Source organism: Pedobacter kyungheensis (assembly GCF_000812965.1).
GTDB classification, from domain to species: Bacteria; Bacteroidota; Bacteroidia; order Sphingobacteriales; family Sphingobacteriaceae; genus Pedobacter; species Pedobacter kyungheensis.
The window spans coordinates 12,886-30,404 of sequence record NZ_JSYN01000021.1 but is presented as its reverse complement, the minus strand read 5'-3'; the positions used below and the strand labels follow the sequence as shown (position 1 = coordinate 30,404).

Annotated in this window: 13 protein-coding genes; 2 read left to right on the top strand and 11 right to left on the bottom strand. The window is 36.0% G+C overall.

Going from position 1 to position 17,519, the window contains the following annotated elements:
- Positions 1-24 precede the first annotated feature (24 nt).
- The 11 genes from OC25_RS17550 to OC25_RS17500 all read right to left on the bottom strand — a co-directional run bounded on the left by OC25_RS17550 (position 25) and on the right by OC25_RS17500 (position 12,956).
- On the bottom strand, positions 25-2,493 hold the full coding sequence (locus tag OC25_RS17550; protein ID WP_039478744.1) for a TraG family conjugative transposon ATPase: 2,469 nt from the start codon (positions 2,491-2,493) through the stop codon (positions 25-27).
- Entirely contained in the window at positions 2,490-2,840 is a 351-nt protein-coding gene (locus OC25_RS17545) for a DUF4133 domain-containing protein (protein WP_039478741.1), read from the bottom strand. Before OC25_RS17545 ends, OC25_RS17550 begins: the two co-directional genes overlap by 4 nt.
- A gap of 86 nt (positions 2,841-2,926) precedes the next feature.
- On the bottom strand, positions 2,927-3,211 hold the full coding sequence (locus tag OC25_RS17540) for a DUF4134 domain-containing protein (RefSeq protein ID WP_052266285.1): 285 nt from the start codon (positions 3,209-3,211) through the stop codon (positions 2,927-2,929).
- A 129-nt stretch (positions 3,212-3,340) separates the two neighbouring features.
- On the bottom strand, positions 3,341-3,886 hold the full coding sequence (locus OC25_RS17535) for a hypothetical protein (protein WP_156131514.1): 546 nt from the start codon (positions 3,884-3,886) through the stop codon (positions 3,341-3,343).
- 754 nt (positions 3,887-4,640) lie between these two features.
- Complete coding sequence (locus tag OC25_RS17530) at positions 4,641-6,065, bottom strand: TlpA family protein disulfide reductase (RefSeq protein WP_039478734.1); 1,425 nt, start codon at positions 6,063-6,065, stop codon at positions 4,641-4,643.
- A 305-nt stretch (positions 6,066-6,370) separates the two neighbouring features.
- Entirely contained in the window at positions 6,371-7,423 is a 1,053-nt protein-coding gene (locus tag OC25_RS17525; RefSeq protein WP_167335408.1) for an acyltransferase, read from the bottom strand.
- A 90-nt stretch (positions 7,424-7,513) separates the two neighbouring features.
- Positions 7,514-8,677 carry a glycosyltransferase family 2 protein gene (locus tag OC25_RS17520; protein ID WP_039478730.1) on the bottom strand — a complete coding sequence of 388 codons (1,164 nt, stop codon included), beginning with the start codon at positions 8,675-8,677 and terminating at the stop codon, positions 7,514-7,516.
- 1 nt (position 8,678) lies between these two features.
- Positions 8,679-10,148: a hypothetical protein gene (locus OC25_RS17515; RefSeq protein ID WP_039478728.1), complete on the bottom strand. Its 1,470-nt coding sequence runs from the start codon at positions 10,146-10,148 to the stop codon at positions 8,679-8,681.
- A 226-nt stretch (positions 10,149-10,374) separates the two neighbouring features.
- A complete protein-coding gene (locus OC25_RS17510; protein WP_039478727.1) occupies positions 10,375-10,947 on the bottom strand; it encodes a hypothetical protein in 573 nt (190 codons plus the stop codon).
- 2 nt (positions 10,948-10,949) lie between these two features.
- Positions 10,950-12,170, bottom strand: coding sequence for a 6-bladed beta-propeller (locus OC25_RS17505; protein WP_039478725.1), 1,221 nt, complete (start codon positions 12,168-12,170; stop codon positions 10,950-10,952).
- Positions 12,171-12,452: 282 nt separating this feature from the next.
- A complete protein-coding gene (locus tag OC25_RS17500; RefSeq protein WP_039478723.1) occupies positions 12,453-12,956 on the bottom strand; it encodes a hypothetical protein in 504 nt (167 codons plus the stop codon).
- A gap of 426 nt (positions 12,957-13,382) precedes the next feature.
- On the opposite strand from OC25_RS17500, the gene OC25_RS17495 reads away from it, so the two are divergent.
- Together OC25_RS17495 and OC25_RS17490 are read left to right on the top strand one after the other, a co-directional pair.
- Positions 13,383-14,636 carry a 6-bladed beta-propeller gene (locus OC25_RS17495; RefSeq protein WP_039478721.1) on the top strand — a complete coding sequence of 418 codons (1,254 nt, stop codon included), beginning with the start codon at positions 13,383-13,385 and terminating at the stop codon, positions 14,634-14,636.
- Positions 14,637-14,645: 9 nt separating this feature from the next.
- Positions 14,646-17,480 (top strand): outer membrane beta-barrel protein, encoded by a 2,835-nt coding sequence (locus tag OC25_RS17490; RefSeq protein WP_039478719.1) that lies wholly within the window; start codon positions 14,646-14,648, stop codon positions 17,478-17,480.
- The last annotated feature ends 39 nt before the right edge of the window (positions 17,481-17,519 follow it).

Here is a 17,519-nt window from a genome sequence, read left to right as displayed (position 1 = left end):
AAGTTTTAATTGGTGAATAATTCGTTAAAAAACCTTTTTCCCGCTGCGCAGCTCAGCTGCCAGCACCGCAATGCCCCTAGCCACTGAGCCGTACTTGGCGGCATATTCCTGCACCTTTTGTTTCTCCCTTTCCTCAGTTGTATAGGCCAGATATTCCGTAACCGAGACCTCTGTACGGTACACCTTGGAATGCCCGCCCAGGGAGATAAAGACCTCTTTATACTTTAGCTTAGGATCATTGGCCTTATTCATTGAAAGGATCAGCGATTTATCGTGATCGGTCAGGCCCAGCAGCTCCTGCACCGTATCAAACTTGTTCTGGTATTTACTCTGGTCCAGCAGGATCTTACAGTCCGAGTTATTGATAATCGCCTGCTTGACGATTGGTGAAGAAATAATGTCCTCGATCTCCTGGGTAACCACAATCGGCTCCCCAAAGAACTTGCGGAACGTTTTATAGGCATACTGGATGTATTCTGCCATTCCGCCCTTTGAAATGCTTTTCCAGACCTCTTCCAAAAGCAAGACCTTGCGCACACCTTTCAGCTTGCGGAGCTTGGCAATAAACATTTCCATGATGATCAGGGTCACTACCGGAAATAAAATCGGGTGCGATTTTATGGTATCGATCTCAAAAACAATAAACCTCTCTTTGAGCAGATCCAGGTGTTCAGTTGCATTCAGCAAAAAATCAAACTCACCGCCCTTGTAGTAAGGGTTCAGTACATACAGAAAATTATCTATATTAAAATCCTTGGGATTCACCTTACCATCACGGAGTACCACCAGATACTCCTGCATCAGGAAATCATAAAAGGAATTAAAACAGGGAAATACAGATGGATTCGTTGCCAGGTACTCATAATACAAAGTCAGTGCATTGCTGACCGCCACGTATTCCGCCCTGGTATAACTTTCGCTTTCATTTTTCCAGAGCGCCAGCAGCAAAGTCTTGATACTCTCTTTCTTTTCGGTATCCAGCACATCACCCTCGGCAATATAAAAAGGATTAAAGCAGATCGGGGTTTCACCGGAATAGGTAAAGTAATAGCCACCAAGCAGATCACAAAGCCCCTTATAGCTGTGACCGATGTCTACGATCACCACATGCGCGCCCTGCTCATAATAAGAACGCATCAAATGGTTCGTAAAAAAGCTCTTTCCGCTACCGCTGGGGCCTATAATGAACTTTGACCGGTTTGTGGTCCAGCCCAGTTTCATCGGTTCATCCGATATATCCACATGCAGCGGAACACCGGACAGGCGGTCCCCCAATCTGATCCCGAAAGGCGACAAAGACGAACGGTAAGCCGTTTCCATATTCAAAAAACAGCAGGCCTGCTCAGCGAAGGTGTCAAAGGTATCGTTCATCGGAAAATCCCCTTCATTGCCCGGCATACAACCAAACCAAACCTGCGGCGCGCCATCAGTTTCCTGGCGGCATACCGCATCCATTTTTGCCATTGCTGACCCCACCTTGTTCTTCAGTTCCGTCAGCCCCGAAGCCTCATCTGTCCAGCAAAGCACATTGAAATGCGCCTTTACCGGCAGCTTCTGGGTCACTACCGCCTCATTCAAGAAATCATTGCAGAAATCCCGCGAAACCGCGTTTTCACGGGAATAAGCAGAAAGCGACTGCAACCGCAGTTTTTTTGCCTCCAGCTCCTTGATTGTCCGCTGCGGGTCACCCGTAAAAATCAACTGATTATAAATGTGGTTACAATCCAGAAACAGCCCTAAGGGTGATGCAAAGCCAATACTGTACTTGGTCCTTTCCGTAGAATAGGCATCAAAGTCAATCCTACTCCCGCAAATCCCTGGCAGATCCTTCGCATCAGCCAGGGTAAATAACTGCACCTGCTTGTCGCCCACCCTAATTCCTTCTTTCAAATGCACATCGCGCAACATCGAAGACTCACCTTTGCCGAGCAAAAACAGATACCGCTCAATGATCCCCGGCAAATTTGCCGTTCCCGAAAGCTCATTATCACCCAGTCGCGCCAAGGCAAACAGGCCGCTATCCGATAAAATCCGCTCAAAGGAACCTACCGCAGAGAAAAAATTCTTCAGCAAAACCTCGTCCTTACGTCCGGCAGGCGCAATCGATTTACGCAGGATATTGCTATAAGCAGAAGAAGATAGCTTTCTGCCACGCGGCAGCAAAGTCAAAAACAAATAGCACTCATGATCCAAAAAAGGCCTTTCATTAAAATGCCCTTCGGAAGCAAAAGAAAGTACCGAGGCAGAAGCGCTTTCAAAGTCCGCTTTCACCTTACTTTTAAAAAAGTAATCTGCCTTATGAAAGACCACACCTGCCGGCAATACCCTGATCGCTTTCACAAAAGCTTGCTGGGCCACATCAAAACTGCTGGGAGAAAGCGTCCCGGTTTCCGGCAAGCTCACCCTATAAGCGATTGTCACATCTCCGGACATGGACACCATACAATCACTTTCCACCTTCCAGACCGGAAGTATCTTTTCAATCTCCATCATCGCATTACCTGCCTTTCCCGATTAGAGGCCGCTACTCGCAACCCGGTAAACACACGCCTTGAAGAAAACCTCAAATAAACAGGCAATCCGCGCCGTGCTAAAAATTTACCCAGCCCATTCTGACCAAAGCGCTTGGACAAATAATTCACACAAAAAAACAGCCCGCCACCCAAAACAAATACCAGAGGCAGCAGTACAAAAAGCGAAACGCCAGCCACATACAGCACCGTAAAGCAGAGCATCAGCAGCACCAGCCCTCCTGACAGCCAGGCAATATACTGTCCCTGGAAACCCTTGAAGATAATCGGGCGACCTACACCTTTATTAATATGATACACTAAACTCATAACCGTTAAATTAAAATCAGGGGCAGGCGAACCTTGATGCCATTCTTAAGCCAGGCCTGGTCACGCCCGCCCTGATCGTTTCTTATTTAGATTCCAAAAAACGACTTCAATACCGAAGTCACCACCACCAAAAACACGCAGGAACCAAACCAGGCCGCCGCCACCTTACCCGTATCCGGCTCACCCGCATTCCATTTCTGGTACACTTTGGTTGCCCCGATAATGCCGATAACTGCACCGATGGCATACATCAGGTTCGCCCCCGCATCAAAATAGCTACGCACTTTGTTCGATGCCTCATTAATGCCTTGAATCCCATCCTGGGCAAACGCCACTGCAGAAAACAGCAGGTTAGAAAGACATACCAACATCGCCGCAAGCAAAAACTTAATGGACGTATTTTTCCAGATCCCTAAAAAGGAACCACATATATTTTTTCTACGCATTCAAAAAATTAAAAGGATTAAAAAATCAGTTGATTCAAAAAAAACGGCTGCTAACTAGCCCCAAAGGTTATCCAGTTCCTCATCAGACAAATGAAAAGGTACTTGCTGACGGATAAAAGGCCGGAGTTCAAGGGCAGCAGGATGCCCCGCGATACGAGGGTATTTCTGACGCACCAGCTCGAACATCGTAAAGAAATCTTGCTTACCACCATCCTTTTGAGCAAGCAGCGCACAGACCGATTTGATCTCCTGCTGCACGTCCGCCAACATCCCCAGCTGATCGCTCTTATCAAAAACCCCAGTATTTCCCAAAGCCCCGGCAAATGCAAACTCATCAGCGGCAAGCACCAACACACCTGCATCCGGCACCGCCAGCCCCATCATTGAATCTCCACGCGATTGATCAGATTCATCACCAACACCAGAAATCCGCTCACCATCCAAATCGTCTACGCCTTTTTGCCAGCGGTGCTCAAGCGGCGGTGAGGAGCCACCAACTTTTCTGGCTAAGCGGAACGCCCATAGAGCCAGAAGTGCCGCAAGCCCCAGCGCCAGTCCAAATACCGGCATACACTCCCATAAAAATGATTTTATCATCATAACATTTTGCTTTTAATCCCGATGCACCATTGCACCGAGACGATAAACAAAGGTTCAAAGGATCAAAACCGGCATTACTCTACTAGAGATAAATAACCTGAGCGCACAAGTAAAAACTCAATAAAGTCAGTCAAAAAATATGAAAATCAATTCAAACCGTTTTTTCTGGAATCGGTCTCCAGACGATAAGTATCAGAAGCCATACCATACACCTAAGGCTCACTACGAACCCCGAAGCAAATCTTTAAGAAAGAAAAAATAATCACTACCGGGAAGGTGCCATCAGGCAGGCAGCGACAAAAATATCGGCGGCAAATCAGATAGAAAAAGTAACATCAAAGAAAATTTATCCGTCAAGCAATATTGTTTAACTAGATAAAAGTTTCACAGCGTGCAAAACTTTACGACCGAACTTGGAAATATAATAACAAAAATACAGTACCCATAAATTCAGGTATTGAAAACGATAAGTTCTTTGGGTAGAGAATAGGAACTAAACAATTGCAAATGAATGTCCTGTCTAAAGAAAATTAGATGGCTAAAAACTTTACCGGCATCCAGTCCAGATTAGAAATCGTAAATAGCTGTAATATCTAAAAAACAAAAAGCAATTGAATTAAAAATACTTCAATTAAACAACATTGTAAACTACGCAATAAATTAAGCTTAATTTATTCAATTCAAAAATTACCGACTCATCGAATATACAGCTTTTATAGGGGATACAGACCCCACGTTAGTTTTGATAAATTTGTCAGTCATTAACATAATCTTTAACATATTTTATCCAATTAACATTAGAAGGTAACGCGACGAATTTTCCCTGCGGGCTAATAAGAAATTTCGATGGCCATGAAGAAACATTATAAGCTTTTTCAATCTGATTATCAGACATTGCAACCGGAAAACTATATCTAAACTCCTTCATGTAGGCTCTCACAGCTTGTTCGGTATCACTACTTGCTATCGTAATAATATTAAGCATTGGCAGCGTCCCATTTACCGTTTGTAAATAAAGCTTTTGCAAATCGGGATGTTCTTGTCGACAGGGGCCACACCACGTACCCCAGAAATCGACTAGAGTCCATTTTTTCTTTTGTTTACTTAGGACATACTGCACTCCATCCAACTGAGAAAGTGAGAATTGTGGAGCATTTTTATAATAGTTATTAAATTCGTATATCCATAATGTATTGAATTTAGCAGGCTCTTTGTAAAGTCCCTTCGCCTGAGCCTTAAATGATGGTTCCTTAATAGACATTGCCATGATGCTCTTAAATTTTTCATCCCCATTACCTAAAGCAGCCAAATAATCTTCTTCAAACGATTCTTTTCCCTCTCCTACCAACAGAGCCTTATCGTAAAAATAAGCGTGGGACACAGTCTTATCCAAAACATCAGGACTCAGCTCACTAGCTAATTTCAGGAATTGGATTTTTTCAGTCTTGTTAGTTGTATGTTGCGAAAAAACAAAATTCGTATAGGCTGACAGGTATCTGTACCAGGCCCTCTTTTCCTTTTGCTGCCTGGAAAGCACAGCGACATCCTCAGCCATCAGGTAATTTTGAAGGTTACTGTAAATCAACTTTAACAAGTTATCAGAAATTGCTTGAAGCGCAGTATTACCAGTCATTAATTTTGAAATCAGCAAACCATACCTTGCTTTTCGGTAGGTGTAAAAATCAGTTGAATCTGATAAATACTTTAAATAATCATTTCCAATTTCTAATAATCTGGTGGTATTAGTGATATTACCCTGAACATCAACCCACTTTGCCAGAGGAAAAATTGTGTTTTTGATCAATGGATTAGCATCATTACTAAGTGCCCTTAAAATAAGCTTATCGTTTGCTTTATGCTCCTCCATCGCTTTAAAAGCAGAATCAACCGTTATACCCATCTTTTTAATCATCGATAAATAGCCAGGATTACTGCTCAACTTCTCCCGATCGATACTCCGAAAAGCTTGTGCAAAGCTATTATGAATCAATTCTTCAGCAGCGCTAGGATCTATTGGGGCTAATTTTTGCATATAAACTATTGCAGAATCCGGGTAGCCATCACGAGTTCTTTGGAAGGCGTTGAAGTAAGTCGAAGATTCTTTCTCCTCGGTGGAACTTTGCGCGAAACTAGATAACGATAAAAAAATCAATGTAAAAAAAATGGTAAGCTTCTTCATGTGATTAGATTAGCAAGGTTCTTGGTTTTGAGATCAACAGTAAAATTACATTCTTTGTAGTAAAAGCAACCCAAAATTCCATTTTAGTGACTTAAAATAATTTGTGTTCATTGTTTTTCGAATATAACCTGGATGTATTCAGTATTTAAATAATCTTTTTGCAGTTTTAGCAGCATTCAAATCATTTATAGAGATTCTGCCGTTGCGGTTCACTGAAGTTCAAGATCATAATTTTATCAGCTGTATTCTTAGCCTCGATGGCTGTTATAAGGGTAAAGCTCCAATTAAATCAAGTTGTTAGTTAATTACATTCTTTTAACTATTTTCATTTTTGATTCAGCATTATTAGAGAATAAGTAATGACCAAGTTTAGCTAAAAAAATATTTATAAAACAAGAAATAAATAAACAAACAATCGTTGTCAATGGAATTCCAATTATGGGACTTAGCAGATTGCAATTTAAATCCAATCTTCTTAAATAATATAGCACCAACACATGAACTAAGTAGATGCCATAGCTATATCTATCTAGGATTTCAATTATCCAATGAGGCTTTTTATCCAATTTGCATTTGAAAAACAAAAAGACTGAAACTGCCATAACAAAAACATTAGGGGAAAAATAGCCATAAAAAAATCCATTGAACCTGGATTCTATTGTGGAGATTTTATATGTTCCAATCACAGTAACAGACAATCCAATTAAAAAGCCTATTATGGCAAAAACATGTAACTTTTTATGCTGCAAAAATGAAAAATTGCGTGAAAAGGAATAACCAACAATTAAATACCCAATATAGAATGCAAAATTTCTAGGATCGAGTTCTGAAAAACCAATAAACTTGCCAAATCCAACAGAAATACCCCAAATAAGCAACAACAAAAGTAATCCGTTATTAGAAATACCCTTTAAAATTGAACCCAACAATGGTAATATTAGGTAAAGTAATATAAGCATGTAGATATACCAAAAGTGATAGGAAACTTTTCCTAAAATCATCTTAGGGATTGCAATATTTATTAAAAATTGAAATGCATTGGTCTCCGGATACCCCCATCTATATAAAATTAGAATATAGATAAAGTTCCAACATATAAATGGAAGCAATAATTTTTTCACCCTATTTGCGAAAAAATTATTAATGATTAACGGTTTTGGCAGAAACAGATAACCAGTAAGCATGACAAATACAGGTACGGAACAACGCCCGAAACTGTCAAACAAATTTCCTGACCACCAGTAATAATTTGGAAAGTCCGTGAGACTTAATAGAGGAAATGAAACATGAATAATAATAACGCAAATAGTTGCAAAACACCTTAAATTAACAATCCAACTAATATCTTTTTCTCTCATATAGTTCATTTTAATCACTTCAATTTTTAGGAAGCAAATAAATATTTTCAAAATTAAAGGTGAAATGTATATCGTACATCTAGCCGGGTATTAAGTTTTTAGATCACTTCTATTTTGAGTTAAAATACTTAGGAATAAGGAAGCGATAAGAATCTGAATGCCCATTATTAGTGTTATTCCGGCAGGAATAATAACCTTTAACATTTTAACTGGATCAAGAGATTGGTAGCCTGTCTCTTTCCAAATATTTATCGCGTAAAATGACAGAAATAGCCCCGAGAAGATGAGTGTAGTAGCTGCAATTAAGCCGTTTTCCATGGAAAGTAAACTCACAATCTTGAGTTGTATTTTTTTTAACTTATAAAGCCCTGCAGAATGGTAATAAATATTTGTGAACAGATAGAACATTGATAATTGAAGGCCTATAATGAAAAAAATCGCGCCATAAAACATCGTGTGGATTCCAAAATTTATAGAACCAACTTGAAGCCTCCCTAGAGATAAAATCGTTGTCAGGGAAAAACCTAGAATTATCATCAATAGTCCTGGATAGAGGAATAACCATCTTGGACAAAGTAATAATAAAAATTTTAGATGCCGCCAACCATCCTTCCAAGTATTCAAATGGGGTTTTCTATTTCTTCCATCTTTATGTAGAATTGTTGGAACTTGTGTGATTTTAAGACCTTTCAATGATGCTTTGACTATCATTTCAGAGGCGAATTCCATTCCAGGAGACTTCAAATTAAGTTCAGAAATGGCTGCTTTTGTTATTCCACGCAAGCCACAATGAAAATCCCCTACTTCTGGGCAGTAAAATATCCTACCTAAAAATGATAGTACTGGATTACCTAAATAACGATGCAACGTAGGCATCGCTCCATCCTTAATTCCCCCTTCAAACCTATTACCTATTACAATATGATTACCTTCCTTTAGTTTATCTATGAAGAAATCTAACTCTGAAAAATCATAGCTATTATCTGAATCCCCCATTATAATGTGCTTCCCACCTGCGGCATTAAACCCCTCTAACAATGCGTTTCCGTAGCCTTTTTGAGCAACATTTACAACCTTTGCACCCAATGATCTAGCAATCTCTATAGATCCATCCTCGCTTCCGTTATCCGCAACTATTATTTCACCTTTGATTTTCTTGCCTAATAAGTAATTTCTTGCTTTGGTTATACACAAGCCGACGGTTTCCGCTTCATTTAGGCAAGGCATTACTATTGATAATTCTATATTATCCATTCTAATTTAATATTTTATAAACCGTGAAGTCGTTGTTCTTAAAAATCGATTTGAAATTACTATTAAGGCTCATTTCCTTTGGACTTAGGAATAATTGACAAACCTTACCAGCTTTTGAATAAATAACGAGATAATTCCCTTTTCTACGGACATTTTCGATATCATTATAAACCATTAAAGAATTTCTTTGGGTATAGAGATTCATAACCCTTGGCTTAAAAAAAATTATCACATCAGAAGGTGATGTTCTATTTCTAATAAATCGGAACATTTCTTGGCTAGGCCCCGATTCAGGTCCATCTATAACGTCAGCTCTATTTCGAAAAGAATCTATAGTGGCCTGGAATGTTTGGTTAATTGTAAGTCCAAGGTATACGAAAATTATAGAGGCAACAATCCATCTTAAAGCTGACCTTCGCCGAAATGTTCTAAGCCCTTGCAGCACAAAATAAATGAAGATTGGATATATAGTAAACAAATACCTACTTTCGTGAAACGGCCAAACTAAAAAAACTGTGACTATAGATGCTAGAAAAACCAGGAATGCTTTGTCGGTCCGAAATCTAAAAACAACGCCTCTTAAAAAAAATATAATCGTTGCCCAAAAAAACCACTCCGGTAGGTTAGGATAAACACTTCTAGCCAGTTGATTTTTGTAAAAAATCACATTCGTTATAGTTCTATCCAGATTTACCAGGTTCCGATACCCAAAATGTGATGTGAATCCTGTGGGAAATACTGCCTTAGATAAAATATAACAAGCTAAAAAGATTAAATACGGAATAATTAATTTAAGGCATTGTTTAATATTGAAAAGATCCACTTTCAAGTTTCCTTTTAAATTTGCTGCCTGGGCTATAAATAATGTGAACAAAAGTACTATCCCCTCTGTTCGAATGTAAAAACTAAAAAATATCAATAGCCCAATTGCAACCGGAAGTTGTACCCCTAAGTTAGTTTTTGATTCTACTTCTAGCTTTTTAATAAAATGAAGCGTCAAAAATGAGAAAAACATAAAAGGAAACTCCGACAAAACCCTGTTGGTATAACTTATATAATTATAATTAAAGCCAACCAATGTAATAGTGCAAAGCGTATAGATCCAATTAAACTTCCGACGTATCGAAAAGAAAAAAACGGTTAAAAACCCTATAAAAAATATACTTTCATATATTTTTAACACTGAGTAGTTTAATCCAGAAAAATAATAAACAGGGGTTAACAAACTTGGAAAACCCCAAGGATAAGTAACAGGACTAAATGTATGATCTGAGGATTCTTGAACTGTAAATGAGTTGGATTTAACGAGGTTTTCAATCGTACCATTTAGAACACTTGAGGCCTGCCTAATGTATAATGAAAAGTCTCCTCCCCAATTATGCCCTTTTTTGTGATTTAGTAGGCAAAAGATGAAAGTTATAAAAATTATAAAAACTGTGAAAAAAAAATTATACCTGGAAATATTTTTCATTCATTTTTAATATTGCATTGTACAGAAAAATGGAGGCATTTATTGCTTCCGGCATACTCCAGGATATTCAATTGTTCCATTTGTTAATTACGCAAAGCCTAGTAGCTACTTTAATTTCATATTAATCAAGAAAAATGCTCCTGTTTAAAATCACCAGCATTAATTAAACCATGGACAAGAGATCAGTAATATATCACGGGTCACTTATTTTCCATGAATTATAAAACTACTCTAATCGTCGTTTTATTTTGTCATAGAAACTTTGTGAAATAGAACCATATTTTGAATTAGGTATGAATATATTTTCACACACATTTGATTTATCTAGAACAAAAAGGTAGGGTTGATTTAATTCCTCTATCTTATTGTAATAAAAGCTTGAAAGCTTGACGTTATAAATAGGAAATTTAATGTTGTAGTTTCTCGCAAAAATTTCAACATATTTCTGTTTTGAAAAAGATACTAATAAAGCTATCTTATTAATTCCGACCAACTCTGACAATTTCTCCAATCTTAGAATTTCTTGTTCATAGCATGTATTGCAATTATTCTCTGTTAATCTTAAAAAGAGCGTGGGTCCTTTTTTTATCAAATTTTCAATTGAAGTTTTATTGCCATTCAGTTCAGTTAAAAGCAGACTGTCTTGAATAACCGTTCTTCCGGAATACGCTGAATTTAGTATCAGCATATCGCGAATATCATCCTGGTTTATTTTTTTTTTTGAAGAATATTGGCAAGCAGAAATAATAAAGATTAGCAATGTTATTCCTAAAATTTTGGAGTTTTTTTTACTATTCACGACTACTTGAATTTATATAATAATAAAATAGGATTATCACCCTTTCTTATTGAATCGGTTTTAATGTTAAAATACTGTTCAATTTTCCTAACATCTTCAGTGCTTAGTTTTTTATCCTCCAAAACACTTTTCAATTTAACGGCATCTATTTGAGACACTGCAAAGCCATCATGTGTAGTATAGAGCGGGAATTCAAAATGTTGTAGCGGATATTTTATATTACCAAAAGAAATGTCATTCCCATTTTCGATTAATCGGCGTTTTTTCTTATCATACATAAAGTATTTAAAATAACGGCTGTTGCTATCAGGATGCTGATAAAATCCAAAAACGATTTTCCCATTTTCAGAAATTGAAGTTATTGATGATAAATTTTCTTTCGTTGCGAATCCAATTTTATCTAAATATTTTTTGGAAGTCATGAAATCAACTTTAGAAATATTATCATTGACAAAGTTGAGCTTATATTTAATTTGGAGCCCACTTTCTGATGCTTCATAAATGTTATTATTCAACGCTTCATTAAATAAATAGTTTACTCCACAATTAGAAAAGGGTCTTGAATTATAGACATAATTGACTTGTTTTTTACCTTTAGTTGATTCATATTTTAGGTAATGAAAAAATTCATCTCCATCCCCATGCATTTCATGTAATCTATAACCAAATTCCCTTGTTTTGCTCCTCTCAATAAATTCTGAATAAAAATATCTAACATTATCCAGGCAAGAAAATTTTACAGCGGTAAACGGAAATGCAATCGACCTCTTGAATTTGCCAAAAGAATCATAAATATTTAGTTTTGTACCATAATTTACTAATAGTTCAATATCACCGTTTAAATTAATCTGCCCGTCAAATAAATTAATATAATCCTCAGGGCCTTTTCCCACTTTTCTAAGCCTGTACAAAAATTTTCCTGTCTTGTCAAAAACAGATACTCCTTTTATAAACTGAAAATCAAAAACATATATTTTACCCTTATATATTTGAATTTTTGAAATCTCAGCAAGTGAAGACATGGAATTAGTCTCAAGTTTAACCACGTGTAATTCTTTTACTAATTGGCTGAAATCAACCAATGGCTTCTTTTCTTTTGAATCAATCTTTATTTCTTCACTATTAACATCCCTAATGCTCTTAATTTTATGTTTACTATTTTGTTTACATGAAAAAATAAACAAGTTGAACATCAGGATTAGGAGTATATAAAATCTATTCATAAAATTATTGTCGTATTGATTTGTAAATTTTGCCAGTCTTATAATCTAGGATAAAGCAAACACGAGCACCTTATCCGTGCTAGGCAAAGGAAAGGTGCTCGTTTAACCCTAAAATCGTTTCAAGTTTTTTAACAATCCCCTAAATCAATTTAAAATATTTCCGGAGGACCTAAACAAACTTAGAGCTTACTGTAGAGTAAATGCTATATATTATTTGTCTGCTTTGCAATTACTTAGTCAGTAAGATCTATTTAAGGCGATGATATAGGTAAGAGTCCAGAGCTACAGATGAACTACGCATTCAGGATTATCCGAAAGACAGGTACCACCACCAGATGCACATAGTGCTTTTCTGAAAGTTGCCTTTAATTGACTTCCATTTGTAACTTTAGAAACACTATAACTGCCATTGGCATTTGCGGTTACACTACCACTTAGCCCTTTTCCAGCGGCGTAGGCCTCTGCTTTTGCCTTTGCTCCTGCTCCTGCATTAAACCCCCAGCTTTCTGTAACCGTATAATACTCCATAGCCCATTGATTTTCAGGGCACTCCGGATGTGTTGTCCTTAAATTTAGAGCCATGTTGTTATCAAAGGGTTCATCTGGCTCCATTCCCCCTTGTGTACTGGTAAAAGATTCCTCCCAATCAGGAGTTGTGTCTGGAAAAGTTTCCTCAGCATACGCTTTTTCGAACAGGAGTTCTTTAGTTAGGTTTGAGCTCAAACTCAAAACTAAGGCAATTGAAAACAATCCAATCGCACTTGATTTAATCAATTTTTGTTTCATTTTTTACTATTTGATTTTTTTATAAAACTCTATTTTTTCGTTTCTAAAAGCAATTTTTATAAGTTGATATTAGATAAACCTTTTATTACTTTTATATCAAGTAGTAGGATATATGTCATATAGAACAATCCGTCACATTCTTGATTATAATAAATGTAGGATCCTGCCTACCTAAAAATTAAAAGCAAAGGAAAATAACTAACCAGAGTCCCATTGCAAGGAATTCAGCTGTTTTTTTTCTATAAGATTGATTTTAATTACACTAACAATGTGAACGGTAGATGTCAATTTTGGGCAAAAATTAATCCTATAATTACCTACATACACAGAAGGCGACAGCTACAAATCAAAATCTCACGATTTGTGAACTATCAATAATTATCTAATTTAGTTGATGATTTAATTAAGTACATATTTAACAAATTAATGAACATACTAAAAAAAATACTCTCAGTAACTATCAGCTGCTTATTATATACGGCACTCACCTTTGGTCAAACATCCAAAATTGACAGTACAAATACGCGTTTAGTACGCATTAATCCTGATAAAGCTAGTGGCACTACTGTTTCTCAATTATTTGATGAAGTAAAGTTCATACCACTAGAAACTACTAAAGAAAGTGTGTTTGGAAAAATATCGAAACTTGATTTTGTTGATAACCACTTTATAATTTTCGATGCTGATACCTACTCTGTCTTAATTTTCACCAACAATGGAAAGTTTACAGGAAAAATTGATGCAGGAAAAATGGCCAAGCAAAATGATGTAAACGATTTAACTACAAAATTTGGCGGCTTTAAAATTGTAAAAGTTCTTGGAGAAAATCTCATACAAATTGAAAAGGGGAATTATGATCTATATTTTAACCTAAATGCCAATTTTGTAAAGAAGCAACCTGCAACTAAACGTCTTGAAAATAGCCCAAGTTCCATTACTAATAGTGATTATGCTTATAAATTAAATTGGGTTGATAAAAGCGATAAAGAAGACTTAGTTTATAAAATTGCTTTCTTTAAAAAAGATAGCATCTATGCTAAGTTTTTACCTTTAAACTCCATCAAGCACCGTGGTGACTATTTACCAAATGGGAACAGGGAAAATTCAGACAATTTTCAAAGTCGTTATTTTATAACTAATGATTATGCTCTCGATATTTTTGAGGTAAGGCCGCCAGGCTTACAATTAGCATACAAAATCAGTATGCCCATAAAGAATGTATTGCCAAAAAACTTTATGGAAGACCCAAAATATTTTGGCTACCTGAAAAGAAATAATTTTTTTAAAGAAAATCCGGATGTAATTTATGCTTTAAGGAATATATCCCAGTTCTACGATCAACTTTGGTTCCAATTATCAAGTTCAAAAGAAACCAGATCATTTATTTATAATTTAAAAACAAATGGGTTTTTCAATATAAAAAATATAGAGCCAGACCAATTATCCAGTTACTTACCTATCACTGACGAAGGAGCCACTTTCAATTTTGCCAATTATGGCATTCTTCTCCACAAAGACCAGTACATATATAATAGTATACCATCATTGGCCATGTTCATTTTTAAAGATCAAAATACAAATAAACAAGTCATTTATCCTGAAGCACTAGACAATTACTTTAAAACGGAAAACAGAAAAAGTAATCCTGTAATTGTTCAATTAAGACCTAAGCAAAATTAACAAACTCTCATGATCAAATTACGCTGCATGGCCATTTTCTTTTTGATGGCCCTCTCCTGCAACTCTGCTTATTCACAATTAAAAAACACCAACAAACAAACTGTACCGGTAAATAACAATGGTGCTGTAAAAGGAATTTTAAGAGACACCGTAAATAATTATACTTTAAAATCGGCATCTGTTTCAATTTATAAGGCTGTAGACAGCACCTTGATAAGTTACCAATCCTCAAACAATTACGGGGGCTTTAATTTTATCAATCTTCCAGTAGGCGTACAGCTCCGATTAGACATTAGTCACTTAGGGCATGCTTTTACGCAAAGAAAATTCACCATTTTATCACCTAAAAACAGTGTTGATTTGGGAACGATTATTATTAAACCAGAAGATATTAATTTAGATGAGGTAAAAGTAACCGTGCCACCAATCACCATGAATGGCGACACTTTGGAATTTAATGCTGCCGCATTCAAGTTAGACAGCAATGCCAGGGTAGAAGACTTATTGAAAAAAATTCCAGATATAACCATTTGGGATGACGGAACGATGACGGTAAACGGAAGAGAAGTAAAAAATATCCGAGTAAATGGGCAAACTTTTTTCGGAGGTGATTTAAGGATCGCACTCCAAAATATCCCCAAAAACGCGCTGGAAAAAGTGCAAGTATATAAAACAATAAATAAAGAGAACCCACTTGATTCCACGTTAAATGTTAATTTAAAATTAAAGAAAGGAAAAGACATAGGTCATTTTGGCAAAATAGGGGTAGGTTATGGTAGTCGTGAGCGATACGAATCCGACGCGAATATCAATTTCTTTAATCCAAAAATGAAATTGGCAATTGTTGGTGCAAGTAATAATATAAATAAAAATGCCTCTAGTGTACTTGATTTGTTATTAAATAGTACGTTTAAGGGTACAGGTACAAATATAGATTATCAATCGAATTTCAGAGCTTTGGGTATTACTAGAGGAAATGCGACTGGTTTCAACTATGACTATAATTTTAGGGGAAAACCGGACAACTTTAATCAAAAAACCCTATCAGTAGATTATTTTTTACAGAACAAAACAACAGATAATTCATCTGATATAAAATCTACCACCATTATCAATTCAGATAATAGCATTATAAATACAAACAATACCTCACAAATCAATAAAAGTACGAATCAAAACTTCGGATTGAGCTACCAGTGGAGCGAAAACAATAAATCTTTCTACATAAAACCATCATTTACCAGGGAGTACGGGGAGAGCAACAATAATTCGCAACAACGATCTACTAATGCATTAAGTGAATTAATTAGCGCAAATAACCTAACGAATACCGGTAATTTTGTTAGAAACAATTTTAATTTAAATACTAGTATTAAATATCCGCTGGACAATATTAAAGCAAAAACAATATTTGGGGGGCTGAATGTTGACTACAAACTCGGTGTGATTGATAATCAAACCAACTACTTAAGTCTTATAGAATTTATCTCTTATAGCACCCCTAGTGAGAATAAAAACTACAATCGAAAAACAGCAAAAAATTTGGAAACTATCGATCAAGTTATCGTTGCTGATTTACCAGGTATCGGAATTCCATTTTTGCAGAAACTAGGTATTAGTACCAGTCTCAGTAACCAGCTTAAAATAAGAAACGATAAAGATAATTCTGTTGTTAATGACCTAAACTCAGCTACAAATACGTACGAAAACAATTCATATCTAAGCAATCAGTTACGAACAAATAATCTGGACGAACTCGCCGAATTAAAAATTAGCAAGAGCTTCAATAGATCCCTAACTAATCGCTTCAGTAAAAGCTTAATAATTAGTTTTAGTCCTAAACAACAGTTTCGTACACAAAGAAGTAACTCTAATAAATCATTCCAAAATACCAATTCGAACTATACCCAGTTTATACCTGATGCCTCCATTGGTTACTCAAACAACCAATATGGAGAAAGTATCAACAGAATGAATCTAAGTTTTAATACAATGATGAGTATACCAACTATTTATCAATTGGCTCCGCTAGTGGATAGTTCAAATGTTTATTCTATCGTAAAGGGTAATTTAAATTTAAAACAGGCTATTTCGAGAAGTATAAACTTCAATTTTTCACATGACGACCAAAAAAATAAAAACACGTTAAACTATGGATTTGGCGGGAGACTAGAAAAAATAGACAATAATATTGTGGATAGTCTATCTATTGATAATCAGAATCGAAGAACGATTTACTTCATTAATGCAGATGGATTTAAATCTTTAAGTTTAAACGGCAACATCCGTAAAGTACAAAAGTTCAAAAATGGAGAATTACAGGCCACCGTTCGAACAAACATAAGCACTGCTAAATACCCAAGTTATATCAATGGTGTTTATTTATTCTATAAAAATTTTAACTCGAACACTACCCTGGAGCTTAACTTCAGTTATAAAACCTATTTAGCCATTAATCTCAGCCAGTCGCTAAATACCTACCTTTCAAAACAGGAATCTTTCAATTCGATATATTCCGGTAATGGCAAAACTACTGCATTTGCTTCGAGTTTGAATTTGACAAAAAGATTTACAATTAATTCCAATCTGAATTTCAATTCAAACACAACAACAAATTCAAAAAATATTAATTACACTATTTGGAATGCCAGTGCAGTTTATCGTATGTTGAAAGGGAATAATGCCGAAATTAAATTTTCAGCATTGGATATTTTACATCAAAACACAAGTATTATTAACGAAAATATAGGTAATGGTTTCAGAGTAGGTAGCCAAAAAGTATTACAACAATACTTCATGTTTACGCTATCTTATTACCCTAATCAATTTGGAAAGAGTAAATAAAATATAATTCTTTTCATGCCATAAGATTAAAATGCATAA

Excerpts from the sequence above, each read along its gene's own strand:
- OC25_RS17550 (WP_039478744.1), bottom strand. The coding sequence starts at position 2,493 with ATGATGGAGATTGAAAAGATACTTCCGGTCTGGAAGGTGGAAAGTGAT.
- OC25_RS17545 (WP_039478741.1), bottom strand. The coding sequence starts at position 2,840 with ATGAGTTTAGTGTATCATATTAATAAAGGTGTAGGTCGCCCGATTATC.
- OC25_RS17540 (WP_052266285.1), bottom strand. The coding sequence starts at position 3,211 with ATGTTGGTATGTCTTTCTAACCTGCTGTTTTCTGCAGTGGCGTTTGCC.
- OC25_RS17535 (WP_156131514.1), bottom strand. The coding sequence starts at position 3,886 with ATGATGATAAAATCATTTTTATGGGAGTGTATGCCGGTATTTGGACTG.
- OC25_RS17530 (WP_039478734.1), bottom strand. The coding sequence starts at position 6,065 with ATGAAGAAGCTTACCATTTTTTTTACATTGATTTTTTTATCGTTATCT.
- OC25_RS17525 (WP_167335408.1), bottom strand. The coding sequence starts at position 7,423 with ATGAGAGAAAAAGATATTAGTTGGATTGTTAATTTAAGGTGTTTTGCA.
- OC25_RS17520 (WP_039478730.1), bottom strand. The coding sequence starts at position 8,677 with ATGGATAATATAGAATTATCAATAGTAATGCCTTGCCTAAATGAAGCG.
- OC25_RS17515 (WP_039478728.1), bottom strand. The coding sequence starts at position 10,148 with ATGAAAAATATTTCCAGGTATAATTTTTTTTTCACAGTTTTTATAATT.
- OC25_RS17505 (WP_039478725.1), bottom strand. The coding sequence starts at position 12,170 with ATGAATAGATTTTATATACTCCTAATCCTGATGTTCAACTTGTTTATT.
- OC25_RS17500 (WP_039478723.1), bottom strand. The coding sequence starts at position 12,956 with ATGAAACAAAAATTGATTAAATCAAGTGCGATTGGATTGTTTTCAATT.
- OC25_RS17495 (WP_039478721.1), top strand. The coding sequence starts at position 13,383 with ATGAACATACTAAAAAAAATACTCTCAGTAACTATCAGCTGCTTATTA.
- OC25_RS17490 (WP_039478719.1), top strand. The coding sequence starts at position 14,646 with ATGATCAAATTACGCTGCATGGCCATTTTCTTTTTGATGGCCCTCTCC.